The sequence below is a fragment of the Dyella psychrodurans genome (assembly GCF_003363265.1).
GTDB lineage: Bacteria > Pseudomonadota > Gammaproteobacteria > Xanthomonadales > Rhodanobacteraceae > Dyella_B > Dyella_B psychrodurans.
The window spans coordinates 509,502-527,601 of record NZ_QRBF01000003.1 but is presented as its reverse complement, the minus strand read 5'-3'; the positions used below and the strand labels follow the sequence as shown (position 1 = coordinate 527,601).

The window sequence follows — 18,100 nt, the reverse complement described above, 5'->3', positions numbered from 1 at the left end:
CGGTGGAGTTGGCTCAGAAGCCGAACTTCACGCCCAGGTTGATGCTGTTGTAGCGCTGGCTGTTATCGGAGAAATGACCGTTGTAGCTGACCCAGCCCAACACGTTGGACGTGATCTGCGCCCGTACGCCGGCATTGGCCGAGCCCCAGTTCTTGTCCGGCGTGAAACCCGCCATGTCGAAACTGCCGTTCATGCCGTTGACGCCCGCCGTCACCATGTCGGTGCTGGCACGGCTGTCGTGGTTCCAGCCCAGTTCCGCAAACGGGGTCAGATCCATGTTGCTCATCTGCCAATGGCCCTGCAAACCCCAGCCCAGCGTGCTGATCAGTGCATTGCGTTCCTGGCGGCCGAACCACATCGAGGTCGCATCGTTGCCACCTTCGCTGTAGCCGTCGATCTTGATGTTCTGGTACTCGACGTTGACCAGCGGGCCGGTCTTCAAACTGCCGACATCGAACCAATAGCCGCCATGGAAGCCCAGGCCCAGGTACGAGCCATCGGTCTTGCCGCTTTCATGCGTGCGATAGTCGCCGACCATGAACACGCGATTGACGTTCGTGTAGCTGGCCTGGCCGAAATCGCCATAGGTGCCGGCGTAAGCGCCACCCGAATGCCAGGTCAGATAAGCCAGGCCCGTGATGGCCTGCAGATCGTAACCGCCACCGCCGCTCACATCGGCGTAGTGTTCGCCGATGCCCAAGCCCACACCAGCCGAAATGTTGTCGGTGGCGTGCACGTCGGCACCTACCGTCAGATCGACATTGTTGCTGGTGGTCTTGGGCGCGCCCGCGCTTTGGTCGAACTGTTGGTTGGAGTAGTTGATGTTCGCAAAGGCGCGCGTGGTGCTACCGAAGTTGTCGGCCGTCATCTCATTGCGCACGGCCGCCGTCTGTGTGGTGACGGCCGCCAGCGGCGCTTCCTGCAGCAGCGAAATCTGCTGGGGCGCGGCGAGTTCCGACAACACGACCTGAGCGAGCATCTTGTCCGCACCGGTGGTGGGATGCACGCCGTCGGCAAAGAGATATGAGTTGTTCGTGCCCGGCGCGTAGGTGTAAGGCAGGCCGGAACCTTGTGGGCCGCACAGCACGGAACTGGAGCCTATGCCGCACGCGGGTATCGTGACGTTCGTAAAACCATATCGGCCAGGATTGGCAATGACCTGGCTCAGCAACGCAAACGCATTGACCGGAATGATGCCCACGCCGAGCTTGCCGATGCCGGCATTGAGCTGGTTGTTATAAATCGCGCTGAGCGTGGTGAGATCGGATGCCGCCGATGCACCGGCTTCCTGGGCTTCCGGCGTAAGACCGATGTTGGGCAGGTTGAACACGAGGATGTTCCTGGCGCCCGCCGCCTGCAATTGGCCCAGCAACTTCACTTCCTGCTGCGCGGCCGCAACGATCTGCGTCTGCGCGGTGGCCGGCGTGGTCGTGGCGTAGAAGATGTCGTTGGCGCCGCCCCACATCGTGTACAGCGCATGGCTATCCAGCGTCGGATGGCTCGCGAGGTACGTGTTGATCTGCGTGGTGATCGTCGGTACGCCGGCGGGCGTGCCCGGCGAATTGTTGTTGACGCCAGCGCCGCCCCACGCATAGTCGTTGCCACCGGCGAGCGACGCGGTCAGCGAATAGCCGAGCGCCGCGGCGACGTTCTGCACCGTGATGTTGCCGGGGTTGGTCGTGAACTTCTGCGGAGGCTGAAAACCGGGAACCTCATACAGCGAGATATTGCCCGCATCGCTCAAGCTGTCGCCGAAGGTGACGACGTTGTCGAAGGTCGACTTCGGATTCCCCGTGGCATGCGAAACGCCGATAAGGCCGAGGGCCAGCGCGATGGCGCCAGCGATCTTGCGTGGGTGAACCATGGGTTAGTGCTCCTGCGTTTGTTATAGGGATGTTACGTTAAAGCAAGCCATACGTAAGCGCATGCTGCGTTGCAAGCAAACCTATTGATCGCAGGAAGCAAGGCGGCGCAATTCACGCCGCCTTGCCCTGTATAGCCATCGAATCAGGCACTTGTCGTGCCTGGTTCGCAGAGGGTCAGCGCTTCTGTGCGCGCGAGAAGGCGTCGGCAAACGCGCTGTTTGTGGGCGGTGCGGAAGGCTTCGGCGACGCAGGAGCTCCCGGGCGCGGGCCGCGGTTATCGCGTGAACCGCCACGCGGTTCGCTGCCACCTGCAGGGCGACCGCCGCGAGCCTGGCCGGGCTCGTCGTCCAGTCGCATGGAAAGGCCGATGCGCTGGCGTGGAATGTCCACCTCCATCACTTTCACTTTCACGATATCGCCCGCCTTCACGGCGTCGCGCGGATCTTTGACGAAGCTGTGCGACAGCGCGGAGACGTGCACCAGTCCGTCCTGATGCACACCGATGTCAACGAAGGCGCCGAAAGCGGCCACGTTCGTGACGCGGCCTTCGAGAATCATGCCGGGCTTGAGATCCTTCAGATCTTCCACGCCTTCGGCGAAGCTCGGTGCAACGAACTCCGGACGCGGATCGCGGCCGGGCTTTTCCAGTTCCTTGAGGATGTCGCGCACGGTCGGCACGCCGAAACGTTCGTCGGTGTATTGCTCCGCCTTCAAGCCGCGGAGGAAGCCGGTGTCGCCAACGATGCTTTTCACCTCGCGGCCGCATTGCGCGATGATGCGCTCGACCACCGGATACGCTTCGGGATGCACCGCGCTCGCATCGAGCGGATTGTCGCCGCTGGGGATGCGCAAGAAGCCAGCGCACTGCTCGAATGCTTTATCGCCCAGGCGCGGCACCTTCAACAGCGCCTTGCGGTTGGCGAACGGGCCGTTGGCATCGCGATGCTTCACCACGTTTTCGGCCACGCTCGCGGTAAGACCCGCAACGCGCGACAACAGCGCGGCGGAAGCGGTGTTCACGTCCACGCCCACCGCGTTCACGCAGTCTTCGACTTTCGCATCGAGCGCGCGCGCCAGCTTCACCTGATTCACATCGTGCTGGTACTGACCCACGCCGATGGCCTTGGGCTCGATCTTCACCAGTTCGGCCAGCGGATCCTGCAGGCGTCGTGCAATCGACACGGCGCCGCGCAGGCTCACATCGAGATCGGGGAATTCCTTGGCGGCAGTTTCCGAAGCGGAGTACACCGAGGCGCCCGCTTCGCTTATCACGATCTTCGAAAGCTTGAGATCGGCGTGCTTCTTGATGAGCTCGCCAGCCAGCTTGTCGGTTTCGCGCGAGGCAGTGCCGTTGCCGATGGCGATCAGATTCACGCCATGCTGCTTGCTCAGCACCGCCAGTCGAGCGAGCGACTGATCCCATTGATTGCGCGGTTCGTGCGGATAGACGGTGTCGGTCGCAAGCAACTTGCCGGTGGCATCGACGACCGCCACTTTCACGCCGGTGCGGATGCCCGGGTCCAAACCCATCACCGTTTTCGCACCGGCGGGCGCAGCCAGCATCAGATCCTTGAGGTTGTCGCCGAAGACGCGAATGGCTTCGTCTTCCGCGGTTTCGCGCATGCGGCCGAACAGATCCAGGGTGAGATGCAGATGCAGTTTCACGCGCCAGGTCAGGCGTACCGTCTCGCGCAGCCACGCATCCGCGGCGCGGCCGCGATCGACGATGCCGGTGTGTGCGGCCACGCGGCCTTCGCCTTCCAGGTGTCCCTGTTCCGCCTCGACAGCCGGTGCGAGTTCAAGCTCGATCACGCCTTCGTTGCGCGCGCGCATCAAGGCAAGCAGGCGATGCGACGGAATCTTGCCGATCGCTTCCATGTGATCGAAATAGTCGCGGAATTTCGCGCCTTCGTTTTCCTTGCCTTCCACCACCTTCGCGCGGATCTGGCCCTTTTCCCACAACCAGTCGCGCAGGTCGCCGAGCAGTTGCGCATCTTCGGCGATGCTTTCCATCAGGATGGCGCGCGCGCCGTCGAGCGCTGCGCGCACGTCGGCCACGCCCTTTTCGGCATCGACGAAAGATTCGGCCAATGCCTCCGGCGATTGCGTGGGGTCGTCGCGCAATCCCTTGGCGAGCGGCTCCAGGCCGGCTTCGCGCGCAATCTGCGCCTTGGTGCGACGCTTGGGTTTGTACGGCAGGTAGAGATCTTCCAGTCGCGCCTTGGTATCGGCGGCAAGGATGTCGCCCTTCAAGGCGTCGGTGAGCTTGCCCTGTTCTTCGATGCTGGCAAGGATCGCCTCGCGACGTTCTTCCAGTTCGCGCAGATAGCGCAGGCGCTCTTCAAGCAGGCGAAGTTGCGTGTCGTCGAGACCGCCGGTGGCCTCCTTGCGGTAGCGCGCGATGAACGGCACGGTGGCGCCACCATCGAGCAATTCCACGGCAGCGTGTACTTGTTCCGCCTTGGCGGCGATGTCCAGGGCAATGCGTTGTTCGATGCTGAGCATGATGAAGCGATGGTTCCTTGCGCCGGCGTCGCGGCGCCGGTATGCGGTGGGAAAGCCTTGATGATAGCAAGTCACACTGAATTGAATGAAAAAACGGCGCCGGATTGCTCCGTCGCCGTCAGTTCATGCGTGACGCATCAAGCGCTGAACGATGTCTTGTCGTGCTGCGTCGGCGGCGGCGCATGGCGATTTACATCGCTGGCGCGACCGTTGAGCACCAAAGTGTTGGCCAGCATGTCGTGCAGGCCCTGTTTGCGCTGAGTGAAGGCGACCATCAGAAAACCGATGCAGAGCATGAAGCCGCTGATCAGCTTGCCGCCGTAACGTCCCAGTGCGCGTGCGAAGCTGATGCGTGCGCCGTGCAGATCGGTCACGCGCATGCCGAGCGCCAGCTTGCCGATCGTGGCTTGCCATGAAGAGCTTTCGCACACCGCGAAATAAAGCCAGCCGACCACAAGCGTGGTCAGAAAATACGGCCATTGCTCGATGTAGAAATGCTGATACGCCTCCAGTGCCGTCTGCGGATCGGTGTCCGCCGACATCACTTTCTGATTCAGCACTTCGTAGGCCTTGCGCATGCCGAACGGCAATTCCAGCAGCGAGAACGGGAAGTACAACACGAAGGCATCGATGAGGTATGCCACGACACGCTTCCAGAAGCCCGCATAGCTCACGACGGTGGATGGTCGGGAATAGGTGGGCGCTGCGTTTGCCGCAGGCGGATAGGGCGGCGGCGCCTTGGAAAACTCGTCGGCAAACAGCACGGACAGTGGCTGCCAATCCGCAAGGCCGTCGTACCAGCCCAGATCGTCGCGGCCCAGCTGTCCGCCGCGCAGCCATTCGCGCACTTGTTCTTCCTGATAGGGGCCGTGGCGTTCGCCCTGTCGGCCGATCCAGACTTCCATCGTGCATTCCTCGATAAACAGAAGCGCATGATGCCATGCGCCAGCGATGGATTGGACTCAGGCCGCGTCGCGTCGTTTAAGGTGTACCAACAGCAACGAAATGGCTGCCGGCGTCACACCGCTGATGCGCGCCGCCTGGCCGATGGTGGCCGGCAGGCTGCGCTTGAGTTTCAGCAACACCTCGGCAGAAAGACCGCGCACCTTGTCGTAATCGAAGCCGGAAGGAATGCTCGTGTTTTCATGACGGCGCTGGCGCTCGATTTCCTCGCGCTGACGTTCGAGGTAGCCGGCGTACTTGGTCTGCACTTCGACCTGAGCCGCCACGTCCTCGCGATCGACGGCCGGGCCGAGTTCGTTCACTGAAGTCAGCTTGACGTAATCGAGCTCAGGGCGGCGCAGCAGATCCAGTGCATTGGTTTCGCGACTCACGGCGATGCCGAGCTGGCGCTCGATGGCTGCGCCCAAGGCGTTGTTCGGAGCGGCCCAGAGGGCGCCAAGCCGCTGCACCTCGCGTTCCACTGCCTCGCGCTTGGCGCGCAGCGCATCGAAACGCTCCTGCGGCACGACGCCCAGCGCATGGCCGGTTTCGGTCAGGCGCAGATCGGCGTTGTCCTCGCGCAAATGCAGGCGATACTCGGCGCGCGAGGTGAACATGCGGTAAGGCTCGATGGTGCCGTTGCTGGTGAGGTCGTCGATCAGCACGCCGACATAAGCCTCGTCGCGGCGCGGATACCACGGCGCCTTGCCCTGCACGGCCAACGCCGCGTTCAGGCCGGCGATCAGGCCCTGCGCGGCGGCTTCCTCATAGCCGGTGGTGCCGTTGATCTGCCCGGCGAAGTACAGCCCGGGAATCGTCTTGGTTTCCAGCCAGGGATGCAGGCCGCGCGGATCAAAATAGTCGTACTCGATCGCGTAGCCGGGACGCGTGATGTGGGCCTTCTCGAACCCCTTGATCGAATGCACCAGCGCCATCTGCACGTCGAACGGCAACGAGGTGGAGATGCCGTTCGGGTAGATCTCGAAGCTATCCAGGCCTTCCGGCTCGATGAAGATCTGGTGCGAGCCCTTGTCGGCAAAGCGCACCACCTTGTCCTCGATCGATGGGCAGTAGCGCGGGCCCACGCCTTCGATCTGGCCGGTGTAGAGCGGCGAGCGGTCCAGCGCGCCCCGGATGATCTCGTGGGTGCGCTCGGTCGTGTGGGTGATCCAGCAACTGACCTGGCGCGGGTGGTCCGCCCGCGAGCCCAGGTAGGAGAAGACCGGGGCCGGGTCGTCGCCAGGCTGTTCGTCCAGGCCGCTGAAGTCGATGCTGCGCAGGTCGATGCGCGGAGGTGTGCCGGTCTTGAGGCGGTCGGCCGCCACCGGCAGCTCGCGAAGACGCTGGGCGAGGGTGCTGGCGGGCGGGTCGCCGGCGCGGCCACCGGCGTACTGCGCGGGGCCGATATGGATCTTGCCGGCCAGGAAAGTGCCCGCCGTGAGCACAATTGACCTGCCGCGGAAGGAAAGGCCCATTTGCGTCACTACCCCGACGACGCGGCCCTGCTCGATCAGCAGGTCGTCCACCGCCTGCTGGAACAGGTCGAGGTTCGGCTGCGTTTCCACCATCCGGCGGATGGCCGCCTTGTAGAGCACGCGGTCGGCCTGGCAGCGGGTGGCGCGTACCGCCGGCCCCTTGGAGGCGTTGAGCGTGCGCCACTGGATGCCCGCGCGGTCCGCCGCCTGGGCCATCGCGCCGCCCAGGGCGTCGATTTCCTTCACCAGATGGCCCTTGCCGATGCCGCCAATGGCCGGGTTGCAGCTCATCTGGCCAATCGTTTCGATGTTGTGGCTCAGCAGCAGCGTGCGCGCACCGCAGCGCGCCGCAGCCAGCGCGGCTTCGGTGCCGGCGTGGCCGCCGCCGATCACAATCACGTCATAGGCGCTTGGGTGGAGCATTGGTGTGCGCAAAATCGAGGGTTAGACAAAGGCTTATGGTAATGCAGCCGCAATTGAAGGGCATCGCCTACACAAACATGGCATGTTTTCTGCATGCTAATTACCGCACTTTCACGGGCAGATGCCGCGCAAATCGCGCGCTGAGATAGGGCGACAGGGGTCCTTTCGCGTACCGGGATAGGAAGCAAAGACGGCGCCCGCAAGGGCGCCGTCGTTATTTTTGATCTCTTGAAGAGAGATCTGGCGCCCGGCGGTCTCAGGAACAGGGGGAATCCAGGATGACCGTATTGCCGGGCGCCAGAAACTGAAATCGTCATGGGTCGCACGGCAACCGTCGCACCCCCTTGGCGTGAACGAATCATCGCCCCGCACGCGTGAACATGGGGTGACTGAAATGCAAATTTATGCCGGTAAACGGCAGCTGCTGACACAAATGGTCACAGCGTGATTGAGAGCAAAAATGTTGTGTGATGTGCATCACAAGCTGGCACGCCTGTTGCAACGCCTCGGTGCAAGCAAAAGTCGGAGGCGTGTCATGGATAACAGTAACGAGTTTGCACCGGTTTACCTGCGGCATGACCTGATGATCGAAATCGGTCGCCTCGAAATGGCGATGGATCATCTCGTCGAGCGCGAACCTTCCCAGCAACAGCAATTGCGCCCGCGTCTGGAATCGCGCATGACTCATCTGCTCACCGAGCTGGATCATCTGCCAGGCTGAAGGCTTAGCCCTTTTTCAGTGCCGCCCTGCGACGGCGCCCCCTTTGCGAGGGCGCCGTCTAAGTCTGAGGAGCGATCAGCGCTGCAGTACGTTGCCGATGATCTCGCCGAGATTGCGTGACAGGCCCTGCCGTTGAGCGAGTTCGCCAAGCGCCGCATGCGCCACTTCCCGGCGAACCGGCTCCAATCGTTGCCATCCGTTGAACGCCGTCGCCAGGCGCGCCGCGATCTGCGGATTGAGCGCATCCAGTTCCGCCAGCCGCTCGGTGAGCCATCGATAACCTTCGCCGTCCGCGCGATGAAATCCGCTGGGGTTGTTGCTGGCGAATGCGCCGAGCACGGCGCGTGCGCGATTGGGATTCTTCAGCGTGAACGCCGGATCGCTTTCCAGTGACTTGACGGTCGCGAGTGCCGGCTCGCCGGGTACTTGTGCCTGCACCGCGAACCATTTGTCGAGCGCGAGCGGGTTGTCGGCGTAACGCCGACGAAAATCCGCAAGCGCCGCGGCAGCCTGCGGGGCACGGTCGCGTACAAGCACGCCCAGTGCGGTCAGACGATCTGTCATCCCGACAGCTGATTCGTACTGCTGCGCTGCCAGCGCGTGCGCGGTGTCGGCATCCAGCAGCGCCAGCAATTCGAGCACGCGTCGTTTCAGTCGGCGCCTGGCCTGGCTCTCGGCATCGAGCGATTGGCTTGTATGGGAAGCCAGCGCGCGATAGCGGGCGAGCAACGCCGGTGCGCCAATGCGCTTTGCCAGATGGCGCTGCAACTCCTGACGTTGTGCGTGAATCTTCGCAGGGTCAACTTCGCTCTGGCGGTCGGCAAATTCGATTTCGCCGGGTGGCGTCAGCAGGTCGGCCAGCAAGGCATCATCAATGGCATGGTGTTCGAACAACGCGGTCAGCGCATCGCACCACGCTTTGCATGCGTCTGTTTCTGCGTTGCCGTGCAGGCTATCGAAAGCGAGGACCGCCAGTTGCTGGCCTGCCTCCCAGCGATTGAAGCCGTCCGCGTCGTTCGTGAGCAGCAGTGCGAGTTCGGCAGGCGAATAGTCGTATTCAAGCACCACCGGCGCCGAGAAGTCGCGCAGCAACGAGGGCACCGGTTCGGTCGCGACATCGTGGAAGACAACGTGCTGCGATGCCATGTCGACCACCACCACGGCCTCGGTGCCGGCAGCGTGTCCGTTGATGTGAAGTGGCAAAACCCGGCCGTCGCGATCGAACAGCGAAAGCTTCACGGGAATGGGCACAGGTACTTTTTCCGGCTGGCCGGGTGTTGCGCGCGTATGCTGCGAGAGCGTCAACGTGTATTGGCGCCGTGCGGCATCGTATTCGCCCTGGGCGTGCAGGTGCGGCGTGCCGGCCTGCGCATACCACGCCAGATAAGGCATCAAGTCGATGCCGTTCGCATCGCCCAGTGCGGAAAGAAAATCCTCGATCGTTGCCGCGCTGCCATCGTGGCGTTCGAAATACACGTCCATGCCACGCCGGAAACCTTCCTGGCCGAGTCGGCCTGCGAGCATGCGCACAAGCTCCGAGCCCTTCTCGTAGACGGTCGCGGTATAGAAATTGTTGATCTCGCGATATTCGGAGGGACGAACGGGATGCGCTAACGGGCCTGCATCTTCGGGGAATTGCGTGCGACGCAGCAGCGAGACATCCTCGATGCGCTTAAGGGATGGCGAATTCATGTCCGCGGAAAACTGCTGCTCGCGAAATACCGTGAGGCCTTCCTTCAGTGAGAGCTGGAACCAGTCGCGGCAGGTCACGCGATTGCCGGTCCAGTTATGGAAGTACTCGTGCGCCACCACGGCCTCGACGGCGCGATATTCCTCGTCGGTGCTGCTGTCCGGATCGGCCAGCAGGTATTTCGCGTTGAAGATGTTCAGTCCCTTGTTCTCCATCGCACCCATGTTGAAATCGTGCGTGGCCACGACGTGGAACACATCCAGATCGTAGTTGCGCCCATAAGTGCGCTCGTCCCAGCGCATCGAGCGCTCGAGCGCATCCAGCGCATAGTGGCAGCGATCGATGACGTTCGCTTCGGACCACATCACCAGCTTCACCGCGCGACCGTTCGCGGTGATGTAGTCGCGCTGGATGTTTTCCAGTCGGCCGGCAACCAGTGCAAACAAGTAACTGGGTTTGGGGTGCGTATCGACGAAGCGTGCCCAATGACGTCCTTCTGCCAATTCGCCGGTGCCGTCCGGATTGCCGCCGGCGAGCAGCACCGGAAAGCGTGCGCGATCGGCGAGCAGCGTCACGGTGTAGCGGGCGAGCACGTCGGGCCGGTCCGGGAAAAAGGTGATGTGGCGGAACCCTTCGGCCTCGCATTGCGTCAGCAGAAAACCGGTTTCCCGCGAGCCGGACAGATACAGGCCTTCCAGTGTCGTATTGGCGGCCGGTTTCACCCGCACGCGGGTCTCCAGCACGCTGCCGTCGCGTGCGCCGTCCACTTCCAGCACGTTGTCTTCGTGACGGTAATGGCTCGGATCGAGCGGATGGCCATCGAGCGAGATGGCCAAGAGCTCCAGCCCTTCGCCGTCCAGGCGCAGCGGCGTGGTTTGCGTGCCGCCGTGGCGCAACGTCAATCGTGACGTAATGTCGGTGGCATCGATGCCCAGGTCGACGTCGAGTTCGATGGTGTCCACGGTCCACGCCGGACGGCGATAGTCGTGCAGACGGATGGGCGTGATGGCGGGTTCGTTAACGAGAGTCATGCGGCACGCGGACATGGCGAAGTTGTATCAGGCTAACATGCGGGTTTTTCCCGCCAGGACAAGCGGATGAACGTATTCAGCATCGAGTTGGAGCAATTGGGGCCGCACGAGGTACTCGTTTTGCGCGACGTAGAACGTGGACGGTGTGTCCGGGTGGCTCGCCGCGGCGCCGCTTTGATCGGCCTTGAGCAGACCGTGGGCGGGGTCGTCCGCCAGCTCGCCGATGGCTATCGCGACAGCGCCGAAGTGGAAAGCCGCCCCAGTTCGCGCTTTGCCATCATGGCGCCGTTCGCCAATCGCATCGCCGACGCCCGGTATACGTTCGATGGCCGCTCGTACGACCTGCAGCCGGGGGTGGAGGGCGCGCAACGCGCCAGTCGGCACGGGTTTGTGCGTGGCGTGGATTTCGACATCGTCGTCAAGCATGTGGATGCGGAAGGTGCGCATGTCACCTTTGCCACGTCGGTCATTCGGCCCGGAGCGTTCGAAGGGTATCCGTTTGCCATCGACCTGCTGGTGACCTACACACTCGACGCAAAAGGACTCACGTTGCAGGCGAGCATGCACAACGTCGGCAACATCGCCGCGCCATGTTTTTTCGGCTGGCATCCGTATTTTCGAGTGGGCGACGGCGCCATCGATACGTGGGAACTGCAAATTCCTGCGGCGACGCTGGTGCGCACCGACGCCGACTACATTCCACTGCCGGATGCGGAGGCTTATCAGCCGCTCGACCGTGCGCCGCCAGAGCTGGACTTTCGCCACGCCAAACCCATCGGCGCCACCGAAATCAATCATGCTTACGCGGATCTCGTGAAAGATGCCGATGGCCGCGCGCGCACCACCCTGCGCGACCCGGCCAGCGGCATGCGCATTCATATGTGGCAGGAAAGCGGCGTGATGCTGGCCTTCACCGCGGATACCGTCACGCGCGACGTGCGTCGCTCCGTCGCGTTGGAGCCGATGGAAAGCATGTCCAACGCGTTCAATCGTGCCGATTGTGCCAGCGCCATTCGCCTGGAGCCGGGCGCAGAACGACAATTCCGTTGCGGTGTGGAGATCGATCCGGCATGAGCGTTTTGCTACCGACCATCGACCAGATTCGTGATGCCGCCGCGCGCATCGCGCCTTACGCCACCTTGACGCCGGTGCTGCGCAACGACGCGCTCGACGCCTTGGTGGGTGCGCGACTCCATTTCAAGTGCGAAAACCTGCAGCGTGGCGGTGCGTTCAAATTTCGCGGCGCATGCAATGCCGTGTGGTCGCTGAACGATCAGGAAGCCGCGCACGGTGTCGTGACGCACTCTTCCGGCAATCACGGCAACGCGCTCGCCATGGCCGCAGCGACACGCGGCATTCCCGCGCACGTGGTCGTGCCCGAAGGTGCGGTGCGTGCAAAGCTCGAAGCGATCGAGCGCGCCGGTGCAATACTGCACAGATGCGCGCCCACCATCGCCGCGCGCGAAGCCAAGGCGGCCGAGGTGCAACAAGCCACGGGTGCGATCATGGTTCATCCCTATGCCGATACGCGCGTCATGGCCGGACAGGGGACGGTGGTGCTGGAGTTGCTGCAGCAGTGCGGAAGCCTCGATGCAGTGATGACGCCGATCGGCGGCGGCGGCTTGTCCGCAGGCTGCTCCATCGCCGCGCACGGCATTCAAAAAACGCTAGCCGTGTATGGCGCGGAACCGGCGGGCGCGGACGACACGGCGCAGTCGCTTGCGCGCGGTGCGCGCATCGACGACTTCACGCCGGACACGATTTGCGACGGCCTGCGTACCCTGGTCGGCGAACCGAATCTCGCTGCATTGCGCGAGCACCACGTTACCGTGATCACGGTGAGCGACGAGGAAACCATCGCTGCCATGCGGCTACTTTGGCAGGCATTGAAGATCATCGTGGAAGTGTCGAGTGCAACAGTGTTCGCCGCCGTCCTCAAAGAACGAGAGCTCTTTGCAGGCAAGCGCGTGGGACTGGTGCTCACCGGAGGCAACGTCGATCTCGACGCGCTGCCCTGGTAGCGATGCATCGCTCGAAATTTCATGCATGAATCACGCCATATGTGAGCGGCCTCGCATGCTTACCCGATGAATCATGATGCCAATCACGATTTGATTTTTCGAAATCGCTCATCCTGATTGCCTACAACGTGATCGCCAGCATCGAGCAACAGGGGGGCCTTATGGTCGAGCTGGAAGTACAGGTCCTCTCCGACCGCAGAGAGGGGTTGCTCGCCGAGCTTGGACGGGCAGTGGTTGCCAATGGGTTTTCGCTCATACGCCAACGGCTGACACAGGACAGCCACGGCGCATGGCTGACCATGATCGTTCGCGGACCATCCGAGCAACGTTTCGCACTGGAAGAAACGCTCGGCACGCACAATCGCGTGCTGAGTTTCGAAGCGTCGCTGTCCGGAGAGGATGCCGTTGCCACCGCAGTGTTCGCAAAGTCGACGCCGGTCGCGGTGCACGCACCATCGCCGGAACCTCCGCCGATCATCGAACCGTCTGCAACGCCATCGGCAGCGGTCATGCCCGATATCGAGCGGGTCGAACACATTCTGCCCAAGCTCGCCCAGGATTATCCGAGCATCTACCCATGGCTGGTTTCGCTGGAAAACAGCGTGGACGACGCGGTGCGCGAGTCATCGCTGATGTTGGCGGGACGGCGAACCGGTGCATGGGTATACAAACGCGATTACGCCCTGGGCGCCAAACTTGGCTTGAGCGATGCCATCAAACGCATCGGTGTTCCGGCCTTGCGTCAGCTCGCCGATATCGAGCAGCAAGGCGTGCACGTGCATATTCTCAACAGCCCGCTTTGCACGCCGGGCGTGCAATCGGGCTGCAAGTTCTACGGGGGCTACCTGGAAGGCTTGCTGGGCGCATCCGTCACGCCCAAGAAAGTATTCGTGCGCCACTTGAGTTGCCGAAGCACCGGCGCACCGCATTGCAGTCTGGAAATTTCTCACTAGAAAACCGACTCAAAGGGGAACTGACATGCCCATGCATGTGAGCTACAACTGGCTGCTCGTTCTGCTTTCGTACGCGGTATCGGTACTGGGATCGTTTACGTCGTTGCAACTGGCCGTTGCGATTCCCTTGGCCACGACGCCACGCCAAAGGACCGCGGCGGTCGCCATGGCCGGCGGCGCGATGGGTCTGGGGGCGATCTGGGCCATGCACTTCATTGCCATGCTGGCGTGCGACAGCGGCATGCACGTGACTTACGCCCCATCGCTGACCGCACTGTCGGCGGTCGTGGCCTTCGCGGCCTGCTCGGCCGGATTGATGCTGGTGGGCGACGCGCTCTTCAGCTGGTTGCGGTTGCTGGCGGCGGGATCGTGCATGGGGCTGGGTGTTGGCGCCATGCACTATCTGGGCATGGCGGCCATGATGATGCCGGCGGTGATCAGCTACAACGCGGGACTGGTCGTGGCGTCGCTGGTCATCGCCATCGTGGCTTCGATGGCGGCGCTTTGGCTCGCGTTCAACTTGCGCGGCCCGTGGCAGATGGTCGCCAGCGCCCTGGTCATGGGTTTTGCGGTGTGCGGCATGCATTACACCGGCATGACGGCCGCCACGTTCACCGACAACGGCGGGCAGTTGCCGGACGGCTATGCCGACGGCTTGCGTGGCGACAATCTGGGCCTGACCGTCTTTGGCATCGTGGGCACGCTGCTGGTGTTGATGCTGGTACTCCATTACTGGCGCCAGCGTTATCGGTCCAGCATCAGTATTTGAGGCGTTTCGCTAACCATCGACAAGGATGTCGCGTTATTCTGCGCTCCTGGCATAAAGGAGAGCGGCAGTGACGTCACGCATGCGCTGCCATTGGGCGGCCGACGGCGAGTTGATGCAGGCCTATCACGACACGGAGTGGGGCGTGCCCTTGCACGACGACCGCGTCCTGTTCGAGTTTCTGTGCCTGGAAGGCGCGCAGGCCGGCCTGTCGTGGCGCACGGTGCTGCATAAGCGCGACAACTATCGCCATGCCTTTCACGACTTCGAGATCGCACGCGTCGCGTCGATGAAGGATCGCGAACTGGAAAAACTGCTGCTCGATCCCGGCCTCATTCGCAATCGGCTCAAGATGACGTCGGCGCGCGGCAACGCGAAGGCCGCATTGGATGCGATCGACGAATTCGGCAGTCTCGATACCTATCTGTGGTCCTTCGTCGACGGCAAGCCGGTCCAGAACAACTGGCGGGCGAGGGGTGATGTGCCGGCCAGCACCACAGTGTCGGACCGGATGAGCAAGGATCTGAAGAAACGAGGCTTCCGCTTCGTGGGCACCACCATCTGCTACGCGTTCATGCAGGCAACCGGCATGGTCAACGATCATTTGGTGGATTGCTTCCGGCATAAATCGTGTGGGGGAAAACGCAAGCCATGATCAAGCCCATTGCTGTCCTATCCGTTCGTCATCCTCTGGGCGCGGGCTTGTATGCGTCGCTGGCGCTGGCCATCGTGGCGACGTCTGCGTACGCCAAGACCGGCGACCGCAACCAGCCGATGTATACCAAGCAGGATTCCGTCAACGGCTTCAATGCGCCCAACACCGTCACCACGCTGACCGGTCACGTCGTGGTGACGCAAGGCACGATGAAGGCGACCGGAGCCCTCGGGAAGATCTACCTCGATGCGGATACCCAGGTGAGCCGCATCGTCATGACCGGCAGCCCCGCGCATATCGAGCAGCGCGACGACGACGACAATCTCATGACCGGGGAAGCGCCAACGCTCGACTACGACAACATCAACGGCATCGCGGTGTTGTCGCCCAACGCTGTGGTGACCAAGCAGGGAAGCGGCGATGCGCACGCCGACAAAATCACTTACAACACCAATACGTCGCATTTCACCGGCGAGGGCAACGTAAGCGCGACCTATCTGCCCAAACCGAAACCCGAGAACGGTCAGCCGGCATCGCCAGGTACGGCAACACCCGCGCCTGCGACGAGCGCTCCTGCGTCGCACACCTGACGCAAGCTTTGCGCGGTGCGATTCAGCGGCGACGCGAGCCGCGCAGGCTGTCGATCGAAAAGCTGGCGATCTCACCACCGCCTTTCGCGCGGCGCGACTGTCCGGGCGGCGGGCCCCAGGCGTGCGCCGTCACCACTTCCCATGTCGCAGGGATGCGGCCGTCCACGCGCATGGCTTCGTAGGCGGCCAGCATGCGCTGGAAGTGATGCTTGCCGGTAAGGCCGCGCTCGCGTCCGCGGTCGGCGTGCGTGGCGCCCAGACCCTTCAGTTCGCGCAGCAACGCTTTCGGCTCGCTGTAGGTGAGCGTGTAGCGGTCGACGTCCAGCACGGGGTCGCGCAAGCCTGCGGTGATCATCGCGTCGCCCAGATCGTGCATGTCAAGAAAGCGGCTGACGTGCGAATGCTGATCCACGGAAGCCCAGGCGGCACGAAGCTCGCGCAAGGTATCCGGGCCGAACGTCGAGAACAGCAGCATGCCGCCCGGCTTCAGCACGCGTGCGCATTCGCCGAATAGCGCGGGCAGGTCGTCGATCCACTGGAAACACAGGTTGGAATGCAGTACGTCGACACTGTGATCAGGAAGCGGCAATGCCGTCGCTTCGCCGCATACGCGAAGAAAAGGCTTGAGCCATCCCGTGTGTGCTTTCGCAGTACGCAGCATCGGCAGCGCGGCATCCACCGCGACGACTTGTGCTTTTGCATAGCGTTTCTTCAGCAACGCCGAACCACGCCCGGTACCCGCCCCGACATCGAGCACCCGCTCCGGTTGCTGCAAATAGAAATCCAGGCGCTCCAGCAACAGTTGCTGCACTTCGCGCTGCAAGGCATCGTGCTTCTCGTAGCTGTCGGCGGCGTGGCTGAAGTTCACACGCACCCGGTGAGTGTCTACGTGGAAATCGCTCATCGGTTGGCCTCGAGCCAGGGCAACAGCACCTGGGCAACGGCGTCGGCGTGGCTGAGAAAAGGTGCGTGGCCGGCATGCGCGATGACATGGAATTCGCCGCGACTCGCCGCAGCGGACCATTCCATGGCATCGGGGTGCACCAGGCGGTCGAGCCGGCCGGCACTCCACCAACTGTTGCCCGGCTTCAATGTCGGCAGCTCGGCACGCAGATCGGTTTGATCGAGTATCCGAATACCTTCCTGCAACACGCGAAGATCCGGTTCGCCGCGCGAAAAGACTTCCTCGCGCAGCTTGCGCAACTCGCCGCGCGGATCGCGGCTGCCCATCACTTCCAGTGTCAGGAAGCGATCGACCGTGCTGTGGTAGTCGGTTTCCAGATCAGTCGCCAGCTGTTGCACCAGCACCTGATCGCGGCCTTGCGGCCAATCGGGTGCGCTGACGAAGCGCGGCGTGGCACACAGCATGGCCAGCCCACGCACGTGTTGCGGCATATCCAGCGCGGCGCGCAACGCGACCAGTCCGCCCATCGACCAACCCAGCCATGCGGCAGGTGGTGTGGCGTCCGCGATCGCGCGCGCGCAGATGGCAGGCTCAAGCGGCAGTTCGCTGTCGCGCGAGTAGCCGTGCCCGGGCAGATCCACCAGATACATCGTGCAGTGTTCGGCCAGCGCGTCGACCAGCGGCGCGAAGATGCCGCCGTGCATCGCCCAGCCGTGAATCATCACCAGCGGTATCGAGCCGGTGCCGTGAGCTTCGATGTGCAGGCTCATGCGGTGGTGGCCTTTGCCTCATCTTCCGGCGCGGGAGGTGACAACGGTGCCTGCGCCAGTGTCTTGTCGACGGCGCCGCGGTCATCGAACACAAAGCAGTCGCCCTGCCAGTGCGTGCCGCCGACTTCTTCGAAGTATTTCAGGATGCCACCTTCCAATTGATAGACACGCTGCATGCCGACATCCTGCATATGCAGCGCAGCCTTTTCGCAGCGAATACCGCCGGTGCAATACGAGACGACCGTCTTGTCGACGTAACGCGATTGATCGGCCGCCAGCGCCGCCGGCAATTCGGTGAAGCTGGCAATGCGATAGTCGACAGCTTGCGGAAACATGCCTACATCGGTTTCATAGGCATTGCGGGTGTCGAGCAACACCACATCGCGGCCTTCGTCGTCATGCCCCTGATCGAGCCAGCGCTTCAGCGTGACGGCGCCCACCGACGGCGCACGGCCGCCTTCCGGGCGGATTGTGGGATGGCGCAGCGTGATGATTTCCTTTTTCAGCCGCACGCGCATGCGCTTGAACGGCACGTCGTCGGAAAGCGATTCCTTGGCCTGCAGGCCGGCGAAGCGCGGATCGTCGCGCAGCCAGTTCATGAAAGCGTCGACCGCTACGCGCGGGCCGGCCAGGAACAGGTTGATGCCTTCTGGCGCCAGCAGGATGGTGCCCTTCAGCGCGAGCGCGTGGCAACGCGCAAGCACGCGCTCGCGCAGCGCTGGCAGATCGTCCAGGCTGACGAAACGGTAGGCGGAAATATTGAGGATCGACATAGGCAAGGCGGGGACG

15 protein-coding genes are annotated in these 18,100 nt (G+C 62.8%); 7 read left to right on the top strand and 8 right to left on the bottom strand.

Features of this window, described 5'->3' with window-relative positions; translation table 11 throughout:
- Positions 1–13 precede the first annotated feature (13 nt).
- From DWU99_RS11440 to mnmG, 4 genes are all read right to left on the bottom strand, one after another.
- Positions 14–1,864 carry an autotransporter domain-containing protein gene (locus tag DWU99_RS11440; protein WP_115478136.1) on the bottom strand — a complete coding sequence of 617 codons (1,851 nt, stop codon included), beginning with the start codon at positions 1,862–1,864 and terminating at the stop codon, positions 14–16.
- Positions 1,865–2,039: 175 nt separating this feature from the next.
- Entirely contained in the window at positions 2,040–4,370 is a 2,331-nt protein-coding gene (locus DWU99_RS11435; RefSeq protein ID WP_115478207.1) for a Tex family protein, read from the bottom strand.
- Positions 4,371–4,507: 137 nt separating this feature from the next.
- Positions 4,508–5,275 carry an RDD family protein gene (locus tag DWU99_RS11430; protein ID WP_115478135.1) on the bottom strand — a complete coding sequence of 256 codons (768 nt, stop codon included), beginning with the start codon at positions 5,273–5,275 and terminating at the stop codon, positions 4,508–4,510.
- A gap of 57 nt (positions 5,276–5,332) precedes the next feature.
- Complete coding sequence (gene mnmG, locus DWU99_RS11425) at positions 5,333–7,210, bottom strand: tRNA uridine-5-carboxymethylaminomethyl(34) synthesis enzyme MnmG (protein WP_115478134.1); 1,878 nt, start codon at positions 7,208–7,210, stop codon at positions 5,333–5,335.
- A gap of 535 nt (positions 7,211–7,745) precedes the next feature.
- Here mnmG and DWU99_RS11420 point away from each other — a divergent pair.
- The gene (locus DWU99_RS11420) at positions 7,746–7,931 is read left to right on the top strand and encodes a hypothetical protein (RefSeq protein WP_115478206.1); all 186 of its coding nucleotides are present in this window, start codon (positions 7,746–7,748) and stop codon (positions 7,929–7,931) included.
- 75 nt (positions 7,932–8,006) lie between these two features.
- Here the strand turns inward: DWU99_RS11420 and pepN are convergent, their stop codons facing one another.
- Positions 8,007–10,652 carry an aminopeptidase N gene (gene pepN, locus DWU99_RS11415; protein WP_115478205.1) on the bottom strand — a complete coding sequence of 882 codons (2,646 nt, stop codon included), beginning with the start codon at positions 10,650–10,652 and terminating at the stop codon, positions 8,007–8,009.
- Between the two features lie 66 nt (positions 10,653–10,718).
- Here pepN and DWU99_RS11410 point away from each other — a divergent pair, with 66 nt between their 5' ends.
- The 6 genes from DWU99_RS11410 (at position 10,719) to lptA (ending at position 15,637) form a co-directional block, all read left to right on the top strand.
- On the top strand, positions 10,719–11,726 hold the full coding sequence (locus tag DWU99_RS11410) for an aldose 1-epimerase (RefSeq protein ID WP_115478133.1): 1,008 nt from the start codon (positions 10,719–10,721) through the stop codon (positions 11,724–11,726).
- The gene (locus DWU99_RS11405; RefSeq protein WP_115478132.1) at positions 11,723–12,673 is read left to right on the top strand and encodes a pyridoxal-phosphate dependent enzyme; all 951 of its coding nucleotides are present in this window, start codon (positions 11,723–11,725) and stop codon (positions 12,671–12,673) included. Before DWU99_RS11410 ends, DWU99_RS11405 begins: the two co-directional genes overlap by 4 nt.
- A 161-nt stretch (positions 12,674–12,834) precedes the next feature.
- Positions 12,835–13,626, top strand: coding sequence for a hypothetical protein (locus tag DWU99_RS11400; protein ID WP_115478204.1), 792 nt, complete (start codon positions 12,835–12,837; stop codon positions 13,624–13,626).
- Between the two features lie 25 nt (positions 13,627–13,651).
- A complete protein-coding gene (locus tag DWU99_RS11395; protein ID WP_115478131.1) occupies positions 13,652–14,395 on the top strand; it encodes an MHYT domain-containing protein in 744 nt (247 codons plus the stop codon).
- Between the two features lie 79 nt (positions 14,396–14,474).
- Positions 14,475–15,047, top strand: a complete 573-nt coding sequence (locus DWU99_RS11390; RefSeq protein ID WP_115478130.1) for a DNA-3-methyladenine glycosylase I — start codon at positions 14,475–14,477, stop codon at positions 15,045–15,047.
- Entirely contained in the window at positions 15,044–15,637 is a 594-nt protein-coding gene (lptA, locus tag DWU99_RS11385; protein WP_115478129.1) for a lipopolysaccharide transport periplasmic protein LptA, read from the top strand. The genes DWU99_RS11390 and lptA overlap by 4 nt, the downstream gene beginning before the upstream one ends.
- A 22-nt stretch (positions 15,638–15,659) precedes the next feature.
- Here the strand turns inward: lptA and bioC are convergent, their stop codons facing one another.
- The 3 genes from bioC to DWU99_RS11370 are packed head-to-tail and all read right to left on the bottom strand — an operon-like array spanning position 15,660 to position 18,084.
- Positions 15,660–16,541 carry a malonyl-ACP O-methyltransferase BioC gene (bioC, locus tag DWU99_RS11380; RefSeq protein ID WP_115478128.1) on the bottom strand — a complete coding sequence of 294 codons (882 nt, stop codon included), beginning with the start codon at positions 16,539–16,541 and terminating at the stop codon, positions 15,660–15,662.
- A complete protein-coding gene (gene bioH / locus DWU99_RS11375; RefSeq protein ID WP_115478127.1) occupies positions 16,538–17,311 on the bottom strand; it encodes a pimeloyl-ACP methyl ester esterase BioH in 774 nt (257 codons plus the stop codon). The genes bioC and bioH overlap by 4 nt, the downstream gene beginning before the upstream one ends.
- Entirely contained in the window at positions 17,308–18,084 is a 777-nt protein-coding gene (locus DWU99_RS11370; RefSeq protein ID WP_115478126.1) for a sulfurtransferase, read from the bottom strand. The genes bioH and DWU99_RS11370 overlap by 4 nt, the downstream gene beginning before the upstream one ends.
- Positions 18,085–18,100 lie beyond the last annotated feature (16 nt).